Raw genomic sequence first — 17191 nt, forward strand, 5'->3', positions numbered from 1 at the left:
AACATAAATAAAAAGATTTTCGTATGAAAGGCAGCATAGCCGTCATTGGCAGTAATTCCTTTTCAGGGGCTAGTTTTTGTAAGCACCTTTTAGATCAGGGTATGGAAGTTATCGGCATCAGTCGTTCTGAAGAGCCGGTTAACCCATTGCTTCCTTATAAATGGGGCGATCACAGTAAACTTAACTTTCATCAATTGGATTTAAATCAAGATCTGGTTGATATTGAGCGAGTGTTGGACCAACACAAAATTTCAACTGTATACAATTTTGCTGCGCAAAGTATGGTTGGACAAAGTTGGGAGTTTCCTGAACATTGGTTTATGACGAATGCGGTATCGACGATTAAATTTCATAACATGCTTCGTCACAAAGACTACTTAGACAAGTATATTCACATTTCGACTCCTGAAGTTTATGGTTCCTGTTTTGGTTTTGTAAATGAGAGCCAAGTTTTCAATCCCAGTACGCCTTATGCTGTTTCTAGAGCGGCTGCAGATATGAGCTTAAAGACTTTTTTTGATGTTCATGCTTTTCCAGTAGTAAGTACTCGAGCGGCAAATGTGTACGGCCCAGGGCAGCAACTATACCGCATCATTCCTAAAACCATCCTGAGTATTATGATGGGGCGCAAACTACCCCTGCATGGAGGTGGTCTATCAGAGCGTTCTTTTATTCATATTGATGATGTTTCCGCGGCTACCCAAGCTATTGGTGAGCAAGGGAAAGATGGCGAAACCTATCACATTTCAACGTTAGATACGGTATCAATTAGACATTTAGTCGAGTTGATTTGTCAAAAGATGGGACGTGATATCCATCAAGTATGTGAAATTTCTGCTGATAGGCCAGGAAAAGATGCGGCCTATTTGTTGGATTCTAATAAAGTCAGAGACGAATTTGCTTGGAAGGATAAAATTACGTTAGAACAGGGAATAGGGCAAACTATAGATTGGGCGAAATTAAACTTTGAGCAACTTAGGTCGATGTCATTAGATTATGAGCACAAGCAGTAAATGAGGATTTATAATCAATGGAAATAGATTTACTCAGAAATTATCCTAAAACCAAACGAAACACACAAGCTCGTAGCGAAGAGAAAACCGATGCCGTGCGAGCAATCGCTCGTCAGTTTGGTCAACAATTTTTTGATGGTGACCGTCAGTATGGTTACGGTGGATTCAAATATTTCTCGCGATTTTGGCAACCTGTGGTACCTGATATCCAACAACAATATGGATTAAACAATACTAGCTCGGTTCTCGATGTAGGTTGTGCCAAGGGATTTTTTCTTTACGATCTGAAACAACTTATCCCTGGCATTAATGCAAAAGGTATAGATATATCTGAATACGCAATAGCCCATGCGAAAGAAGAAATCAAAGATGATGTGGCTTGTGGTTGTGCAACCGAATTACCTTACGCTGACAATACGTTTGATTTTGTTATGAGTGTCAACACTGTACACAATCTTGAACGAGATCAATGTGGTCGAGCCTTAGCTGAGATTATGCGAGTTAGTAAAGGCAATGCCTTTATTACCGTTGATGCCTTTCGGAATGCAGAGGAAGAGGAACGTATGTTTGAATGGAACTTAACTGCTAAAACCATTATGCATGTTGATCAGTGGAAAGCATTTTTTGACGAAGTGGGTTATACCGGTGACTATTTTTGGTTTATTCCATGAGTGATTTGTTTTCATACTATCAAAAATTATTGCGGATACGACGAGTAGAAGAAGCTATAGCTGGTCGCTATTCAGAGCAAAAAATGCGTTGCCCTACACATTTATCTATTGGACAAGAGGCGGTAGCGGTTGGCGTCTCAGCTTTTTTGCATAATAAAGACAAAGTATATAGTTCGCACCGAGCTCACGCGCATTATTTGGCGAAGGGGGGAAGTTTACAAAAACTGATCGCCGAATTGTATGGTAAAGAAACTGGCTGTACTGGGGGGCGTGGTGGCTCAATGCATCTATCCGATCTAGACGCTGGATTTGTGGCCAGTACCGCTATCGTAGGCAATAGTATCCCACTTGCTGTCGGCAATGCTTTGCATCAACAGACACAAAAGCTACAAGAGATTTCTGTTACCTATTTTGGTGAAGGAGCTACAGAGGAAGGTGTGTTTTACGAGTCAGCAAACTTTGCAGCCGTGAAAAAGTTACCTGTTTTATTTATCTGTGAAAATAACGGTTACTCTGTTTATAGTCCTTTGCATGTTAGACAGCCTAAAGGTCGTTCTATCGTTGAATTAGCGAGGGCGATTGGGGTGGATTCAAAAGAAGTTGATGGTAATGATGTGATTCAGGTTGCCAACATGGCCGCTAAAAGCATTCAGAGTATCCGCGAGGGGCATGGGCCTATATTGCTTGAATGCCATACTTATCGCCATCGAGAACATTGTGGGCCTAATTGGGATGATGATTTGGCATATAGGCCGCAACAAGAAGTTGCACAATGGCTTGATCGTGATCCAATCGCGATGATTGAAAAACAACTGTTGCTTGAATCTCCTGATAATCAAGGCCACATTGATGACGCAAATTTAGAAATTCAACAAGAAATCATTGAAGCATTTGCGTTCGCTGAACACTCTACATTTCCGTCCTTGGAACATAATAATAGGTTTCTTTATGCCTGAAAAAATTAACAAAGAAACTACTTTTGCTGAGCAGATTAATATTGCGCAACATCAGGCAATGGCTGACGATCCAACAATGTTAAGTTTTGGCTTAGGAATAGATGATCCCAAGGCAATCTTCAACACAACAACAGGGTTATCTGAATCATTTGGTCAGCAAAGGGTATTTGATATGCCGACGGCTGAAAATGCAATGACGGGGATTGGAATTGGCGCAGCATTGTCGGGCAGCAGAGTACTAATGACACATCAGCGGTTAGATTTTTTTCTGCTGGCTATGGATCAATTAGTTAATAACGCTGCTAAATGGCATTATATGTTTAATGGCCAAATGAAAGTACCAATAACCATTCGTTTAATTATCGGACGAGGTTGGGGACAAGGACCTACTCACGCACAAAATTTACAAGCTTGGTTTGCCCATGTACCTGGTCTTAAAGTTGTTATTCCAAGCAAAACTGATTCCGTATCACAACAATTATATCAAGCTATAATGGATGATAACCCTGTGCTTTTTATCGAGCATCGATGGTTGCATCAGCAGCAGTGCGATGAATCTGAATTAGTCCCACTATGCCTTCCTTTAGATAATATTAGGCAGCATAAACAAGGAAATGATATTACCTTAGTAGCAAATAGCTATATGCTTTTGGAGGCATTGTTAGCCGCTGAAAAGTTAGCTCAACAAGGTATTCAATGTGACGTACTCGAAACGGTTCAGATGGATAAAACAGGTTGGCAACCTATTTATGATTCTGTTGCCAAGACAGGACATTTACTCGTTTGTGATAGCGCGCATAAGAGTTTTTCTGTTGCTGCTGAGCTGGTGGCTAGCGTTACCGAAAAGTGCTTTGATAAGCTAAAAGCCTCTCCTCAAAGACTTGGATTGCCGGATTATCCTGAACCAACTAGTTTTGGTATGACTAAAGATTTTTACAATGATGCAGATAATATAGGAACCAAGGTAAGTCGTATATTAAATCGGCAGTTAAATGATGTTAGTTCTAAAATCAAACTTCATGATGTGCCTGGCCATTGGTTTAAAGGACCTTTTTAAGTATGAAGCGAGTTCTGATTACGGGTATTAATAGCGATATTGGACGTGCTTTGACTAAGCGTATTCTAGATAGTCGAACTGTACTGGTAGATGGTACTTTTCGAAAAGATTCTGTGAACGTAGAGCTATTAAAAAAATCAAAATGTCGACTTTTTCAAGTGGACTTTTCTCACAGTGATGAAGTAGCCGAATTCAATCAAAAAACTAATTTTAATACATACGATGCTATTTATTTTTTGCATGGCTCATTAAATCCGATTGGTAAGTTTTCCCAAGTTTCTTTCGCTGATTGGCAGCAAAATATTTATTTAAATTGTACGTCTATTTTACTAACATTACATTCATCAATTCCAAAGCTCAAACATGGGTGCCGGATTATTACACTGGCAGGAGGGGGCGTTAATGGTGCAACAGAAAACTATAGTGCATACACTCTGTCGAAGATATCGTTACTCAAAATGACCGAATTACTCGCAGCGGAGTACCCTGATTTATTATTTTTTAACCTCGGTCCTGGCTTTGTTGATACAGCTATCCATCAACAAACTCTAAACGCGAATGAAAATGCTGGAAAAGCTTATCAAGAAACGTTGAGACGTTATCAACAGAATGAATTTGTACCAATGGAAAAAGTAGTTAATGCGTTAACTTTTTTTCTTGCAGATGCACCCTCATCATTTAGCGGGCGAAACTTTAGTGCCGCAACGGACTGTATGCAAAGTGAGAGATTATTCGATTTGCTAACAAGCAGTGATGATGCTTTTAAACTCCGACGCGCAAACAATGACTTTTCACCGAAATAGTAGAGTGAATACAAGGTTAACAAAAAATTGAAGCTTGCAAATTTTGTGGCTAAATGCCTAGCAACTATAGAATGTAAAGCCGTTTTCGTGGTTCAAGGGGGCGCTGCGCTGCATCTTATCGAATCCATAGATAATTGTGATGGGATAATTAATGTTGCAATGCAGCATGAGCAAGCATCTGCAATGGCAGCCGATGCGTACGCCAGAGTGAATCAATCGGTAGGTGCTACGATTGCTACATCAGGGCCAGGTGCTACCAATTTACTTACTGGAATTGCATGTTCTTATTTTGATTCGATACCTACGGTTCATGTTACCGGAAACGTAGCCTCATTTCGACAGTCCGATTCTCTTGGTATCAGACAATACGGTTTTCAAGAAACGGACATCGTTTCCATGGCAAAACCGATAACTAAGTTTGCTAAAAGAATTGAAACGCCGGTTGAGATTTTAAGCAGTTTCCCAGAAGCCGTGCGGATTGCATTGGAAGGTCGTAAGGGACCTGTTTTGATTGATATTCCTGATGACTTCCAACGTTTCGATTTAGATGATGTACATTGTCAGAAAGCTTTGGGTGATTTGTTGACACTAATAAAACCGATAAAAACAGTTGTTAATTCGAATGTTATTGAAGAAGAAATTGCTAAAACGATTAATTTATTGATGCAGGCAGAGCGACCGGTTTTTATTTTTGGTGCGGGTTTAGATAATAGTGAATTACAAAACTCGTACAAAACACTTGCCGAAAAACTTGATATTCCTTACTTCATAACATGGCCTAGAAAAGGAATGTCTGATGATAATGACCCGCTTAACTTAGGAACCTTTGGCACGCATTCAGCAAGGGGGAATAATGTTGTTTTGCAGAATGCTGATTTCATTTTGTCTGTGGGGAGTCGGTTAGATACGCGAGCCACTGCTAAACTAGATAGCTTTGCGCGCGGTGCCAAAATTTGTATGGTTGATATTGATCGATACGAATTGCAAAAGTTTGCAAAATTTAATTTTGAGATTTATCAAACGATTAATATGTCAGCTGAAGGTTTTATAATCAAAACACAGGAATTATTAAATTCATTAGTTAGAGGTAACGATTTAGGTCAATGGCATTCATATATAGCGACAATTAGAGCTAAATATAACGTAATGCCTCAACATGAAATGAGCTTGATAAATCCTTATGAAGCAGCTCTCAGTATATCGAAATGTTTTGCTGCTGATGACGTTATTTGTGTAGATACGGGAACCTGCTTACCTTTAACGTTGGTATATGGCAAAGAAAAATCAGGGCAAAAATATATTTCTTCTTTTAATAATACACCTATGGGGTATGGACTTCCCGCTGCAGTCGGCAGTGCCATTGCCTGTAACCGGAAAGTTTTTTGTATTGTTGGTGATGGCGGTTTTCAAATGAACATTCAGGAATTAGCTACAATTGCTAATCTTGAATTAAATATTGTTATATTTGTTTATAATAATTTCGGACATGCGATGATCAAGCAAACTCAAGATGACTGGTTAGAAAGTAACTATTGCATGGCTTCAACTGAACAAGGGTTGCCCGTTATTGAATTTGCAAATGTCGCTAGTGCATATGGTATTAGTTCTGTAAGTGTTTCTGAAAATAGACACTTAGAAAGTGTACTTTCCAATCTCGAAAGTCAAACTGGACCATACTTAATAGAACTTAGTATTCATCCGGATTTTCGATATGAACCAATCATCAAATATGGAAATCCACTCGAGTCAATGAGCCCTGATAGTTTTAACAAACAGATTCAGCATGATATGTATATTCCACCATACAAATCGTAAAAATAGGTATTGTCATGAATTTTTTCAACGCATTATTTTCCCATTTACACGACCAATCTCATCAACATCAGCGAAAAGGTGATTTTCATCGAATAATTAGCGATTTTTGTGAACAGACTATAATGCAAAGTTCATTTGCTTCAGAAGTACCTGCAAGTGTTGAATTCGGACCTTTTGGCACTTTATTTTTACCGTATTACTCTATGGGAAATATTGATTCGTTAAAATTATTTGGATTAGATGAATTAATTTTGTTTTCTTTCTATTTATCGAATAAAAATCACTATAAAAATGTGGCCGATATGGGGGCAAATATTGGATTACATAGCATTTTGATGTCGCGATTAGGTTGGAATGTTAATGCATTTGAGCCTGATCCGGTCCATGTTGAAAAAATACATCAACACATCAATCTAAATTCAGTTTCAACCATTACGGTTAAAGAAAATGCGATAGCGGATAAAAATATGCCACTAACTTTTACTCGCTTGAAAGGTAATAGAACTGGCAGTCATTTAAAAGGTAAAAAATCTAATGTATATGGTGAAATAGATGAGTTCACTGTTAACTGCGTTGCTTTAAGTGAAGTGATGAGTGAATTTGATTTTATTAAGATGGATATTGAAGGTGCTGAAGCAGATGCTATTTGTTCAACTGTTAAAGAAAACTGGGTAAATACGGATGTTATGCTGGAAGTAGGTAGCGAAAAAAATGCCGAAAATATTTTTCGTCATCTTAGAAAGTTAGGGGTAAGATTATTCAGTCAGAAAATCGGATGGCAAGAAGTACTCCATTTAAAAGATATGCCATTTAGTTATCAAGATGGGAGCCTTTTTATCTCGTCCCAAAAAGAGTTTGTTTGGAAGAAAGGGAACTAAAAAGTCAATATATCTATTATTTTATAAGTGGTTAGATGGTCAGCTTTAGTAAGCTACTACAGGTTTAACTGAGGTTGAAATTCTTGATGTTGGATATAAAACGCACCAACTTAACATATTCTTCTAAAACCATAATTTAACATGAATTTTAGAATGGAATTGCTACCTTATTTTAGCTGGTGGAATTTTTGCCGATAACAATTCTAAATGAATATATAAGTGCTTGTATAAAATAAAAATGAATCGTGTAATTTGATTATGAAAATAGAAAAGCAAGACTTGATTATAGAAAGTAAAAAATTGGGTGGCAAGGTCGTTTTAGTTTCAGGAAACTTTAATATCCTTCATCCCGGTCATATTAGATTATTGCGTTTTGCTAAAGAATGTGGTGATACTCTCGTGGTTGCTGTTAATTCTGATGAAGTTATTCAAGATCCTAATTATTTGAATGAGCAACATAGATTAGAAGTTATATCTTCCTTGGAATACATCGATTATGCTTTTATTAATTCACAACCTATTGAAAGTTTAATAAAAGAAATCAAACCTTGGGCAGTTGTAAAAGGCCAGGAATACGAAAATATTTTTAATTCTGAAAAGTCAGTTCTGGAGTCGTTGGGTGGAAAGCTTATTTTCAGTTCAGGTAGTAGTCGTTATAGTTCTTATTCATATTTAGGGTCAAAATCGGTTTCTGCTGATGTATTACCTGAAAAACTGAATGGTTATTTACTAAGACATAATATAATCCGAGAGAACGTTTTAAGCATAATTGATAAATTTTGCCATCAGAATATATTGGTTATTGGCGATACCATTGTCGATCAATATATTCAATGTAATGCGGTTGGTATGTCGCAAGAAGATCCTACAATCGTTGTTACACCTGATGAGTCAAAACTATTTTTAGGTGGGGCAGGAATTGTTGCTGGTCATGCTAAGTCATTAGGTGCTGACAACGTTAAGTATTATTCCGTTGTTGGGCAAGATGACCATGCAGAATTTGTTCATCAACGACTCAATGATTACGGTATTGAGCCATTCGTGTACTCAGACGACACTCGGCCAACTATTCTGAAAACACGTTATCGAGTGGGTGCTAAAACGTTATTAAGAGTTAATGAAGTTCGCTCTCATGATATTTCGGAGTCACTTCAGTCCGCTATTCGTTCCGACTTGAAGTCTGCTATTGAAAGTGCTGATGTGTTACTTTTTTCCGATTTTAACTACGGTATGTTACCGCAAAATTTGGTCGATGAGATAATTCATCTTGCCAACGGAAAATCCGTGATTTTAGCTGCTGATAGCCAAACATCTTCGCAGGTTGGTGATATTTCTCGTTTTAAAAATATGGACTTGATTACTCCAACTGAAAAAGAAATACGGGTAGCTTTAAAAAATGATAAAGATGGGCTTGTCGTTTTGGCTCAGAAACTTACAAAAGACTCTAATTGTAAAAATCTGTTAGTTACGCTTGCAGATGAAGGTATTCTTATTCACCACCCAACCATTAAAAACTGGGAAAATGACAGGGTAAAAGCACTATCTGCAAATTTAGTTGATCCTGCAGGAGCTGGAGATTGTTTGTTTACGGCTTCAGCAATTGCTTTGGCCGCAGGGGCTACTATATGGGAGGCTGCATTTATCGGCTCCGTTGCTGCAGCTTGTCAAGTGAGTAATGTTGGAAATCAACCTATTAACGCTAAGCGCTTTAGGCGTGCCATTGATCTATTTTGGTAGAATAAATGTTCCGTCATTCAAAGAATGTATTCGCTATTTGCCAATCTGTAACTTTCCGGGGTTCCGATATCCCTATGGTAATCATCATTTAACCAAGTATAAATTTTACCTAAGTGAGCGGGTATCACTTGTGCACTGATGTCATCAGCATCATGTTTTATAATCCAATCAAGTATTTCAGGCTCAAATATATAGACCGCGCCATTGGCCAAGTTCCCTGGGGGATTTTTAATTTTTTCATGCATATTCACAACTCGCCCATCATCGCTTAACTCTACAATTCCACATGAAGATGGTGTGTCTGTTTGAAATAACATCATGGTCATAGAGCAACTACGTGGTCTATTTTTGTGAGCTTGAATAAAACTATTTAGAGAAAATTTGGAAAGATTATCTGCGTGAATAACCATTATTGGGTTGTGAATTAATATTTTTTTTAACCCTTTTAAGGTACCTGCGGTGCCCAATAGTGCTTTTTCTGGATGAAGTGATATACGAGGTTCTTTTTGCCACTGCAAATCTAAGTGTTCCTCAACTCTTTCTTTTAAGTAATGTAAGTTAACGCATATTTGTGAAATTTGTTTTGAAGCGAGGAGCATTTCGAGCCAAAAATCCAAAAGAGGCTTGCCATTAATGGGAACAAGACATTTTGGTAGTGTATCTGTTAAAGGTCTGAGTCTTGAACCAATTCCAGCTGCAAGAAGTACCGCTTTCATTTTCATCAGACTCCCATATCAACAATTGCTCGAACAACTTTTTGAGCTTGAAGGTCTTTTAGTGCTTCGTTTATTTCTAATAAAGTGTAATTGTTTGAAACCAATGTAGACAGATCCGTTGATGGTGTTTTTTCTGCCATTAATTTAACTAAGCTTTCAGGATCTGTTGAGCCACCCCAAGAGCCTTCAATTTTTTTACCACAGATGAGCTCATAGGGATCTAGCGATATTTTTTCACCATGTTCAGGATGAGAAGCAAATACACATTTACCATGCTTTTTTTGGACTAATGAAAATGCTTGTTCAATGGTTTTGCAACTGCCAGCTGCTTCAATTACAAAATCTAACATCTCTCCCTTAGTTGCATCCTTTATAATTTCATTTGCATCTTGTTGAGTCGCGTGAATACAAAGATGCGCACCTAATTTTTGTGCTAAGTTTAATTTGGCTTGATTTGAATCTATGGCTACAATTAATCGGCTTTGACTGTTTACCGCTGCAATTAAAGCCGACATTCCAATGCCACCTAGTCCAAATATTCCAATAGAGTGCTCAGGCTGACAATTGATTTGGTTGTTTACCATCCCCATTCCTGTGGGTAGCGCACAGCCCAATAAAACACCCTCTCGCAAGTTTATTTTCGATGGTAATAGATAACAACGATTTTCGGATACTACTGACAGCTCACTAAAAGTGGTTACTGCCCCTGCATTTATATTTCCAATTGGAGATTTATAAACAGTTCCTCCTGCATCTAGTCCAGCGCCTTTGAGCCATCCTAAGATAACTTTATCTCCAGGTATAACCTTCGTTACCGATTTACCTACATCTAATACTTCTGCAGTCGCTTCGTGTCCGAGGAGGTGCGGTAAATACTTATCTTCACCTCTTAAACCATTCATTTCCATCAATTGGCTATGGCACACTCCAGAATATAAAATTCTAACTAACACTTGCCCTGGTTTTAGTAAAGGAACTTCGATACCGTCTATTATCATTAACGGGTGATGGGTTTGAGTTAGTACTGCTCCCTTAAATTTCATTTTCAGTTTTTTCTTTTTGTATTGCGGATTGAATTAGAGTCATATTTTGTTTGACTGCGTTTACAAGCTCATCTTTTTCCATTAACCCATACAATAAATGTTTCATTTGCAATGGCTCCGTTATTTGAACTCCTCTGGTACCACTATTAGATACTGCGAAGTTCGCTTGGTATGCCTCTTTTTTGTATATACAAGTGTACAGTTTGTAACTAAATGCCAGACGATTATCCATATTGATGGACAATGGCTGATTTTCGAATAGCTCCTCATTAGAAGTCCAATATTTAGGTAAAATCAGCTCACATTGATGTGAGCTGATTGCACTTCTAATAGCGAGTCCGGCTATTAATAATTCATTCTTAATAATTACCTTTGGATTAATTTCAGGTATTGGTAAATATGTTAAGCCCGGTATGGGGAATTCGGTGTAATTAAATGAATCGGTTATTATTATAGTCGTGTTCTTACCTTTTATTTTAACATCAGTAAGGTTTTCTGTTACACCGTAAATTACATAGTTTGGACTGCCGTGATACGTATCTAAATCTTGAGGGGCTATCACTTTGAATGCCGCGAGCCAAGGATAGGCGACATGCATTATATGATTGTATACCGCTCGCAGCCTAGGTGAATCAGTTATCAAGAGTAAAGATTGATTCTTGCAATGTAACTCTATCGATTTAGCTTCTCTTTTTTGAGAACTAAACGATGAGGTATCAAACTCCACAATATCTGAGCTAATTTTATCTTTTAATCCACTAATGGTTTTCCGCCACTGTTGCATACATTTATCAACACTGTCTGATAGTTGATTTTTATTTGAGTAGCTTAGTGATAGTTTCAGTAATAAAGCATTCGCATAATTTACTGTGCCGTATAGGTAATAAAATAATAGTGATTTTCCACTGCGGTAAGAATGGAATAACATGGCTTTTTGCTGAGCAATGATCTGGTTTACTTGTTCTTGGGTGTTGATATCTTGACTGAGAAGCTTTTCTATCGCGTTAATTTCGTTGTTTAGGTTAGTCTGTAAATACTTATTCTCAAATTTCTCACAAAAACCTTCTATATGGTCTGACGAAAATGCTTTTTTCCGAATGTTTTCTAAGGCAACTTGTTTTTGCTGTTCAGTTGCTACGATTAGTAGTTCCTCAATATGTAGAGGGGTGGTGTTGTGAATTCTCGCGCCATCACTGCAATTATAAAATGTTTGATATTGAGATTTTTTGGCCGTGACCTGTTCAATAATTTGACGGGATACTTTGAATTCGTGTTTCGTGTTGACCGAAGATCGAAAATTTCCTGGAACCACTAAAGAAGTATTGTTTTTTTCTGCATAATCGTAACTCTCTTCTCCATCTTCTAGGTAGTAACCTGAATCCTTAGAGTGATGGTGTTTTACATCTACAAAGCCTAAGTCTACGCCCATAAAATAGACACTAGTAAAGCCTAGTGAATTAATAAGATCGCAAACAAAATTACTTACTGTAGGAAAGGCGTGTTTGAGGACCTCAAAATGTTTATCTTCTAATACATTCAAAGCTGAAACTGTAGAGGATTCCCCCTCTTTAAACGCTACCAATACGTCTTTGTATAAGTCACAGGTATCTGGATGCACTCCATTGCAAGATACTAAGGTGACTTTCTTTAAAAAATCTAAACTGCCGATTAGTGTTGCCCAGTCGTAAGTACTTCTGTTTTGCTCTATTTCAGCGTGAAAATCCGGTACTATTCCATTTTTATACATAACTTGAAGTGCAGTACCACAACTAACAATGATTGCTTTATGTTGCCATTCTTTAATCGCTTCTATCGAACTATCCAACGACGGTCCATTGCCAACAATAAACACTGGAACTTCTTTGTCGTCGTAACTTAGCTTGTCAGCAGGATTGCTGGTCAATAGTGGGATCTTGCGTTTCATCCCTTCTTTAGTATGCGCAATACCATAGAACGCATGATCAAAATATTCGCCCATGGAGATAACAACTTGTAGCTGTTCTCTCAGTTGGCCAATGGCACTATTTAATGATGAGTTGTAATAGCTTTGATAGAAGTAGGTATTGTTTAAGATGTATGGACCAATGGAGTGGAATTGACTTAACAAATCCCGAAATAAATTGGTGCCATCGTCACCGATATTTAAATAAATACGGGCATTCGACTTATCAATTTTTTCGAAAATAGCAGTCCAATCGATGGCAAACAGTGAGGCATAGAAAAAGTCGGAATTTGGCTCACAAATAAATAGCTTTTCAACTTTATGGTTTGTTAATAAACGTTCAAGTTGGTAACCAACCCCTAAACCGAACATGATGATGGAAGCTACAGTACCAGGTAGTTCGCCTATTTCATCCTCCGCTTCTTTTAAAAGATCTTCGGTTTTCTTTACAAATTTGTAGTGTTCATAGTGCGCTAATTTGGTACCGGTATAGCCTAAAACTAATCCATCTTTATTCGGTTGAGAGTAAAAGTTTTTGAAATTCAACTCACAATCATGGATAGGTGATTCACCATACCAAGTTGTGAGATTTTCTTTATTTAATAAATTAACTTCATTGTCTTGATTATCAATAGGTAGCCAATTGACTGGAGTATAAGATTTAAACTGTTTATAGATAGCCGGATAATACTTTTTAAAAGCGTTTAGATTTTTACTAAATAGCGTTTGTTCTTCACAGACTGGTTTACATTTTTGAAGATCGATTTCTGGAGTCCAGCTGGGCACATAAGTGAGGTAATTTTCCGTAGCGCTAACTTTAAAACCATTCTTTTTGATATCAGCCCAAGTACGCTTGGTTAGTTCATTGAAAATAGCGTCAAAAATTGGGTGGTTGTAGTGTTTGAAAATACGGAACTCAGAAATACCTTCATGTTCTTGTAATTGTTCTATATCTTCAATTAAATTTCGTCCATCTTTTTCTATTTGTAAGAAAATCCCAGTACCATTTTGCTTGGCTAACGCGAAAATTGAAGACCAATCAATCGCTAAAGTTGAGCATTGAAAATATTGAATCTGTGGTTCATAAACAATCAGGTATTTGATTTTATGTTGACGAAGCAGCAACTCTAAATGCAAGCCTAGACCACAACCAAGTACTATTAAGCATTCTATTTCTTCGTCTAATGGTGGCTGCTTTTGTCTATTTTGATATGCAGCAAGCTGATGAAAATCTAATGGGGATGTGGTTGCGCTTTCTGTGTCTGATTTTACTTCGCTGCTTTGAGTTAACGTTATTTTTGGACTGTGATGTTCAAACCTGCCTACTTGCTGGCTTACTTCGTTTAGAGGATGGAATCCATACAAGGTTCTTCCGATACCATAATCAACGATATTAATTTCACCATACTTATTGCTAAACAATGAATGATTTTGCAAAGACGTAGATTTAAGTGTCGGCACTAAAGAGGGAATATTACGGGTAAAGCTATTAATATTTTTATGCTGCATGTCTACAATAGTTGCAGCTAGCTTCTGATCTAATTTTTCCTGTTTTTCTTCATCTTTTTCAATGTGTAGTCGTATATTTTTAAGCATGATTTCTTATTTGTTTGCGCCAGAAGTTAACTCATTCAAACCTAACAACGAGTCTAAAGTGTTATTTAGCATTGTTATATCGATAATTTTATTTTCTTTTTATGTACTAAAATGATTGTGACCGTTGATAGGTATCCGAGTCAATCGTGTTTATTGGTTTCGTATTATTTTGCTAAACAATAAGATGAATAAATATACATAGTTATGAAAAGCGATACCTAGTTCAGGTCCTTTGTGTCGCCACTTGCTTACTTTATCGGCAATATTTTGCTATCCTCAAGGGGAGGTGTTAGAGGATAAATTTATGATTAATATTGATTCAAGCAACAATTCATCCATTTTACAGCAGTTACAGCAGAAACAAGAAACCTTGTTTGAAAAGCTGGCTTCCGGTAAGCGAGTGAATAGTGCTGCCGATGATTCTGCTGCGCAACAGATTATTGATCGATTAACCACTCAAGTAGAGGGGAATCGACAAGCTATCTCCAATGCCTATGATGGTGTTTCCTTATCTCAAGTTGCCGAAGGCGGCTTGTCGGGGATTAACACTGATGTAAATCGAATCCGTGAATTGTCTGTTCAGGCTGGTAATGGCATTTTGAGTGACTCAGATAGAGAAGCGCTGCAATCCGAAATTTCTCAATTACAAAGCAACATAACCCAAACCATTGAGCAAACCAATTTTGGTGGAAAGCCTTTGTTGTCAGAAGAAGGTAATATTGATTTTCAAGTGGGGGCTAATTCAGGCCAACGTATTGGTGTTGGAACTCAAGATGTTGCCGCACAACTTGATGATGTATTGAATATCGATGTATCCACGTCTGCTGGAGCTGAAGAGGCTTTAGAAATTGCGGATAATGCATTGGAGTTTGTTGGTGGTGCTAGAGCGGATTTAGGTGCGACGCAAAATCAATTTGCAAGTGCGGCTCGAAACTTAAGCCAAGCCGATGTCAACGTTTCAGCTGCTAGAAGTCGACTTCAAGATACCGATTATGCCCAAGCGACAGCAGATAGTATTGCCACTGGAATTCAAAGTCAGGCCTCGTTATCTGTTCAATCTCAAGCTAATCAGCAACAAGGTCAGGTGTTGTCTCTTTTGAGTTAATTCAGGTAAAAATGGTTTTGTTTATTTGAAAACCGCAATAACCACATTAAAGCAGCTTAGGCTGCTTTTATTTTGTTCAATTAACTGATTTTATTCATAAACATAAAAATTGATTGTTGCTATCCGACAACGAATGTTTAAAATCAAGTGAACATTTATAAGTGTGTTTAAGTTTCATTTTATGCTTTGCTGACACGAGTAAAAATATACGCTAATCTTTGATTAGACAGAATGTTCAGTATAGTTCTCTTCGGATGCCTATTTTGAATAGAAAAGCTTAGCAAACATTTACTTGGAATTGACACGCGCTTGAATAAAAACAATAAAAATAACAAAGTTGGGGAAAGGATGAGCACTATTCTGATTATCAGCGAGCAAATGACGCGCGCCAATAATCTCAAAACTATCTTGTCTTTCTTAGGCGAGCATTGTGCGATTGTACCGTTCTCCCAAGCTATCTCTTCGTTGAAAAAACAAGACAGTTTTGAAGCTGTCATCATCGACTTTGAGTCGCCAGAACTTACTGATGACGTAGTCAGTAAATTTCCAGCCCAGCCCTTCATTGTTATTGGCAATTCAGCCGTTGATGGTGATGCAGAGTTCCGAGCTAATATCGTCGGACAGTTAGTTGAGCCCGTAACATATCCCGTTTTGACTCAGATGTTACATCGTTGCCAGGAATACTTGCGCAAAAGACCTGCAAAGACTGCAAATACAAGTAAAACTAAATTATTTCGCAGCTTGGTTGGCAAAAGTGATGAAATTCAAAATGTACGTCACTTAATCGAGCAAGTATCAAGCTCTGATGCGAATGTGCTGGTGTTAGGTGAATCCGGAACTGGCAAAGAAGTTATCGCCCGTAATCTACATTTTATGTCGAATAGAAATAATGGGCCTTTTATACCTGTCAATTGCGGAGCGATTCCTGCTGAACTTTTAGAAAGTGAGTTGTTTGGCCATGAAAAAGGCGCGTTCACTGGCGCTATCAACTCTCGCAAAGGTCGTTTTGAACTTGCCGAAGGTGGCACTTTATTTTTAGATGAAATTGGTGATATGCCTTTGCAAATGCAAGTTAAATTGTTACGTGTTTTGCAAGAACGACAATATGAACGAGTAGGGGGAAATAAACCCATAAAATGTGATGTTCGCATTGTTGCTGCTACCCACCGAGAGCTAGAAACGATGATCGCTGAAGGCTCTTTTCGAGAAGATTTATATTATCGTTTAAATGTTTTCCCTATCGAAAGCCCGGCATTAAGAGAGCGCAAAGAAGATATTCCATTATTGTTGCAAGAACTGGTCTCGCGATTGGAACAAGAAAATGAGAAATCACTGCGTTTTACCGAAAGTGCAATCAATTCACTGGTAGAGCACCTTTGGCCTGGAAACGTCCGTGAGCTTTCCAATTTAGTGGAAAGACTGCTCATTTTGTTCCCCAATCAAGTGGTTGATGTCACCGATTTACCAACGAAATATCAGTATACAGATGGTGATAACTTCGAACCTGACTACCCTGAAGAGTTGTTAGAACGTGAAGCTATAATCGCATTATTTAACGATACAAATGACAGCGATGATGAATTGGTTGATTCCGATGACAATAGCGAACAAGTTCAAAATGGTGAGTTACATACCAACTCAGCTTTGCCATCAGATGGTATGAACCTCAAAGAATATTTATCTGAATTGGAAATCAGTATGATAAATCAAGCGCTTGATCAGCAAGATGGTGTTGTTGCAAGAGCCGCTGAAGTCTTGGGGATGCGCCGTACAACTCTGGTTGAGAAAATGCGTAAATACGGAATTGTTCGCGACTAACGCGATGTTTTAATTGATACATTGATTGCGCTATTTTTTGA

The 17191-nt window shown here is 37.8% G+C and carries 13 protein-coding genes; 10 read left to right on the top strand and 3 right to left on the bottom strand.

What is annotated here, in order from left to right:
- The first annotated feature begins 23 nt into the window (after positions 1-23).
- The 8 genes from ABWV72_RS13315 (at position 24) to ABWV72_RS13350 (ending at position 8930) form a co-directional block, all read left to right on the top strand.
- Positions 24-1013 carry a GDP-mannose 4,6-dehydratase gene (locus tag ABWV72_RS13315; protein WP_353371087.1) on the top strand — a complete coding sequence of 330 codons (990 nt, stop codon included), beginning with the start codon at positions 24-26 and terminating at the stop codon, positions 1011-1013.
- Between the two features lie 17 nt (positions 1014-1030).
- Positions 1031-1684: a class I SAM-dependent methyltransferase gene (locus ABWV72_RS13320; RefSeq protein WP_353371089.1), complete on the top strand. Its 654-nt coding sequence runs from the start codon at positions 1031-1033 to the stop codon at positions 1682-1684.
- Positions 1681-2640, top strand: coding sequence for a thiamine pyrophosphate-dependent dehydrogenase E1 component subunit alpha (locus ABWV72_RS13325; RefSeq protein WP_353371091.1), 960 nt, complete (start codon positions 1681-1683; stop codon positions 2638-2640). Before ABWV72_RS13320 ends, ABWV72_RS13325 begins: the two co-directional genes overlap by 4 nt.
- The gene (locus tag ABWV72_RS13330) at positions 2633-3697 is read left to right on the top strand and encodes an alpha-ketoacid dehydrogenase subunit beta (RefSeq protein ID WP_353371093.1); all 1065 of its coding nucleotides are present in this window, start codon (positions 2633-2635) and stop codon (positions 3695-3697) included. Before ABWV72_RS13325 ends, ABWV72_RS13330 begins: the two co-directional genes overlap by 8 nt.
- Before the next feature lie 2 nt (positions 3698-3699).
- The gene (locus ABWV72_RS13335) at positions 3700-4500 is read left to right on the top strand and encodes an SDR family oxidoreductase (protein ID WP_353371095.1); all 801 of its coding nucleotides are present in this window, start codon (positions 3700-3702) and stop codon (positions 4498-4500) included.
- A 27-nt stretch (positions 4501-4527) separates the two neighbouring features.
- The gene (locus tag ABWV72_RS13340; RefSeq protein WP_353371097.1) at positions 4528-6315 is read left to right on the top strand and encodes a thiamine pyrophosphate-binding protein; all 1788 of its coding nucleotides are present in this window, start codon (positions 4528-4530) and stop codon (positions 6313-6315) included.
- A gap of 14 nt (positions 6316-6329) precedes the next feature.
- Positions 6330-7193: an FkbM family methyltransferase gene (locus tag ABWV72_RS13345; RefSeq protein WP_353371099.1), complete on the top strand. Its 864-nt coding sequence runs from the start codon at positions 6330-6332 to the stop codon at positions 7191-7193.
- 258 nt (positions 7194-7451) lie between these two features.
- Complete coding sequence (locus ABWV72_RS13350; protein WP_353371101.1) at positions 7452-8930, top strand: PfkB family carbohydrate kinase; 1479 nt, start codon at positions 7452-7454, stop codon at positions 8928-8930.
- Positions 8931-8947: 17 nt separating this feature from the next.
- Here ABWV72_RS13350 and ABWV72_RS13355 read toward each other — a convergent pair whose 3' ends face one another.
- Genes ABWV72_RS13355 through ABWV72_RS13365 form a run of 3 tightly spaced genes read right to left on the bottom strand, consistent with a single transcriptional unit; the run spans position 8948 to position 14227 of the window.
- Positions 8948-9652: a nucleotidyltransferase family protein gene (locus ABWV72_RS13355; protein WP_353371103.1), complete on the bottom strand. Its 705-nt coding sequence runs from the start codon at positions 9650-9652 to the stop codon at positions 8948-8950.
- Positions 9652-10689 carry a zinc-binding dehydrogenase gene (locus ABWV72_RS13360; RefSeq protein ID WP_353371105.1) on the bottom strand — a complete coding sequence of 346 codons (1038 nt, stop codon included), beginning with the start codon at positions 10687-10689 and terminating at the stop codon, positions 9652-9654. The genes ABWV72_RS13355 and ABWV72_RS13360 overlap by 1 nt, the downstream gene beginning before the upstream one ends.
- Positions 10679-14227: a 6-hydroxymethylpterin diphosphokinase MptE-like protein gene (locus ABWV72_RS13365; protein WP_353371107.1), complete on the bottom strand. Its 3549-nt coding sequence runs from the start codon at positions 14225-14227 to the stop codon at positions 10679-10681. The genes ABWV72_RS13360 and ABWV72_RS13365 overlap by 11 nt, the downstream gene beginning before the upstream one ends.
- 304 nt (positions 14228-14531) lie before the next feature.
- Here ABWV72_RS13365 and ABWV72_RS13370 point away from each other — a divergent pair, with 304 nt between their 5' ends.
- Together ABWV72_RS13370 and ABWV72_RS13375 are read left to right on the top strand one after the other, a co-directional pair.
- Entirely contained in the window at positions 14532-15332 is an 801-nt protein-coding gene (locus ABWV72_RS13370; protein WP_216048283.1) for a flagellin N-terminal helical domain-containing protein, read from the top strand.
- 348 nt (positions 15333-15680) lie between these two features.
- The gene (locus ABWV72_RS13375; RefSeq protein ID WP_216048284.1) at positions 15681-17150 is read left to right on the top strand and encodes a sigma-54 dependent transcriptional regulator; all 1470 of its coding nucleotides are present in this window, start codon (positions 15681-15683) and stop codon (positions 17148-17150) included.
- Positions 17151-17191 lie beyond the last annotated feature (41 nt).

Origin of the sequence: Aliiglaciecola sp. NS0011-25 (assembly GCF_040370605.1) — a bacterium.
Classification (GTDB): domain Bacteria; phylum Pseudomonadota; class Gammaproteobacteria; order Enterobacterales; family Alteromonadaceae; genus Aliiglaciecola; species Aliiglaciecola lipolytica_A.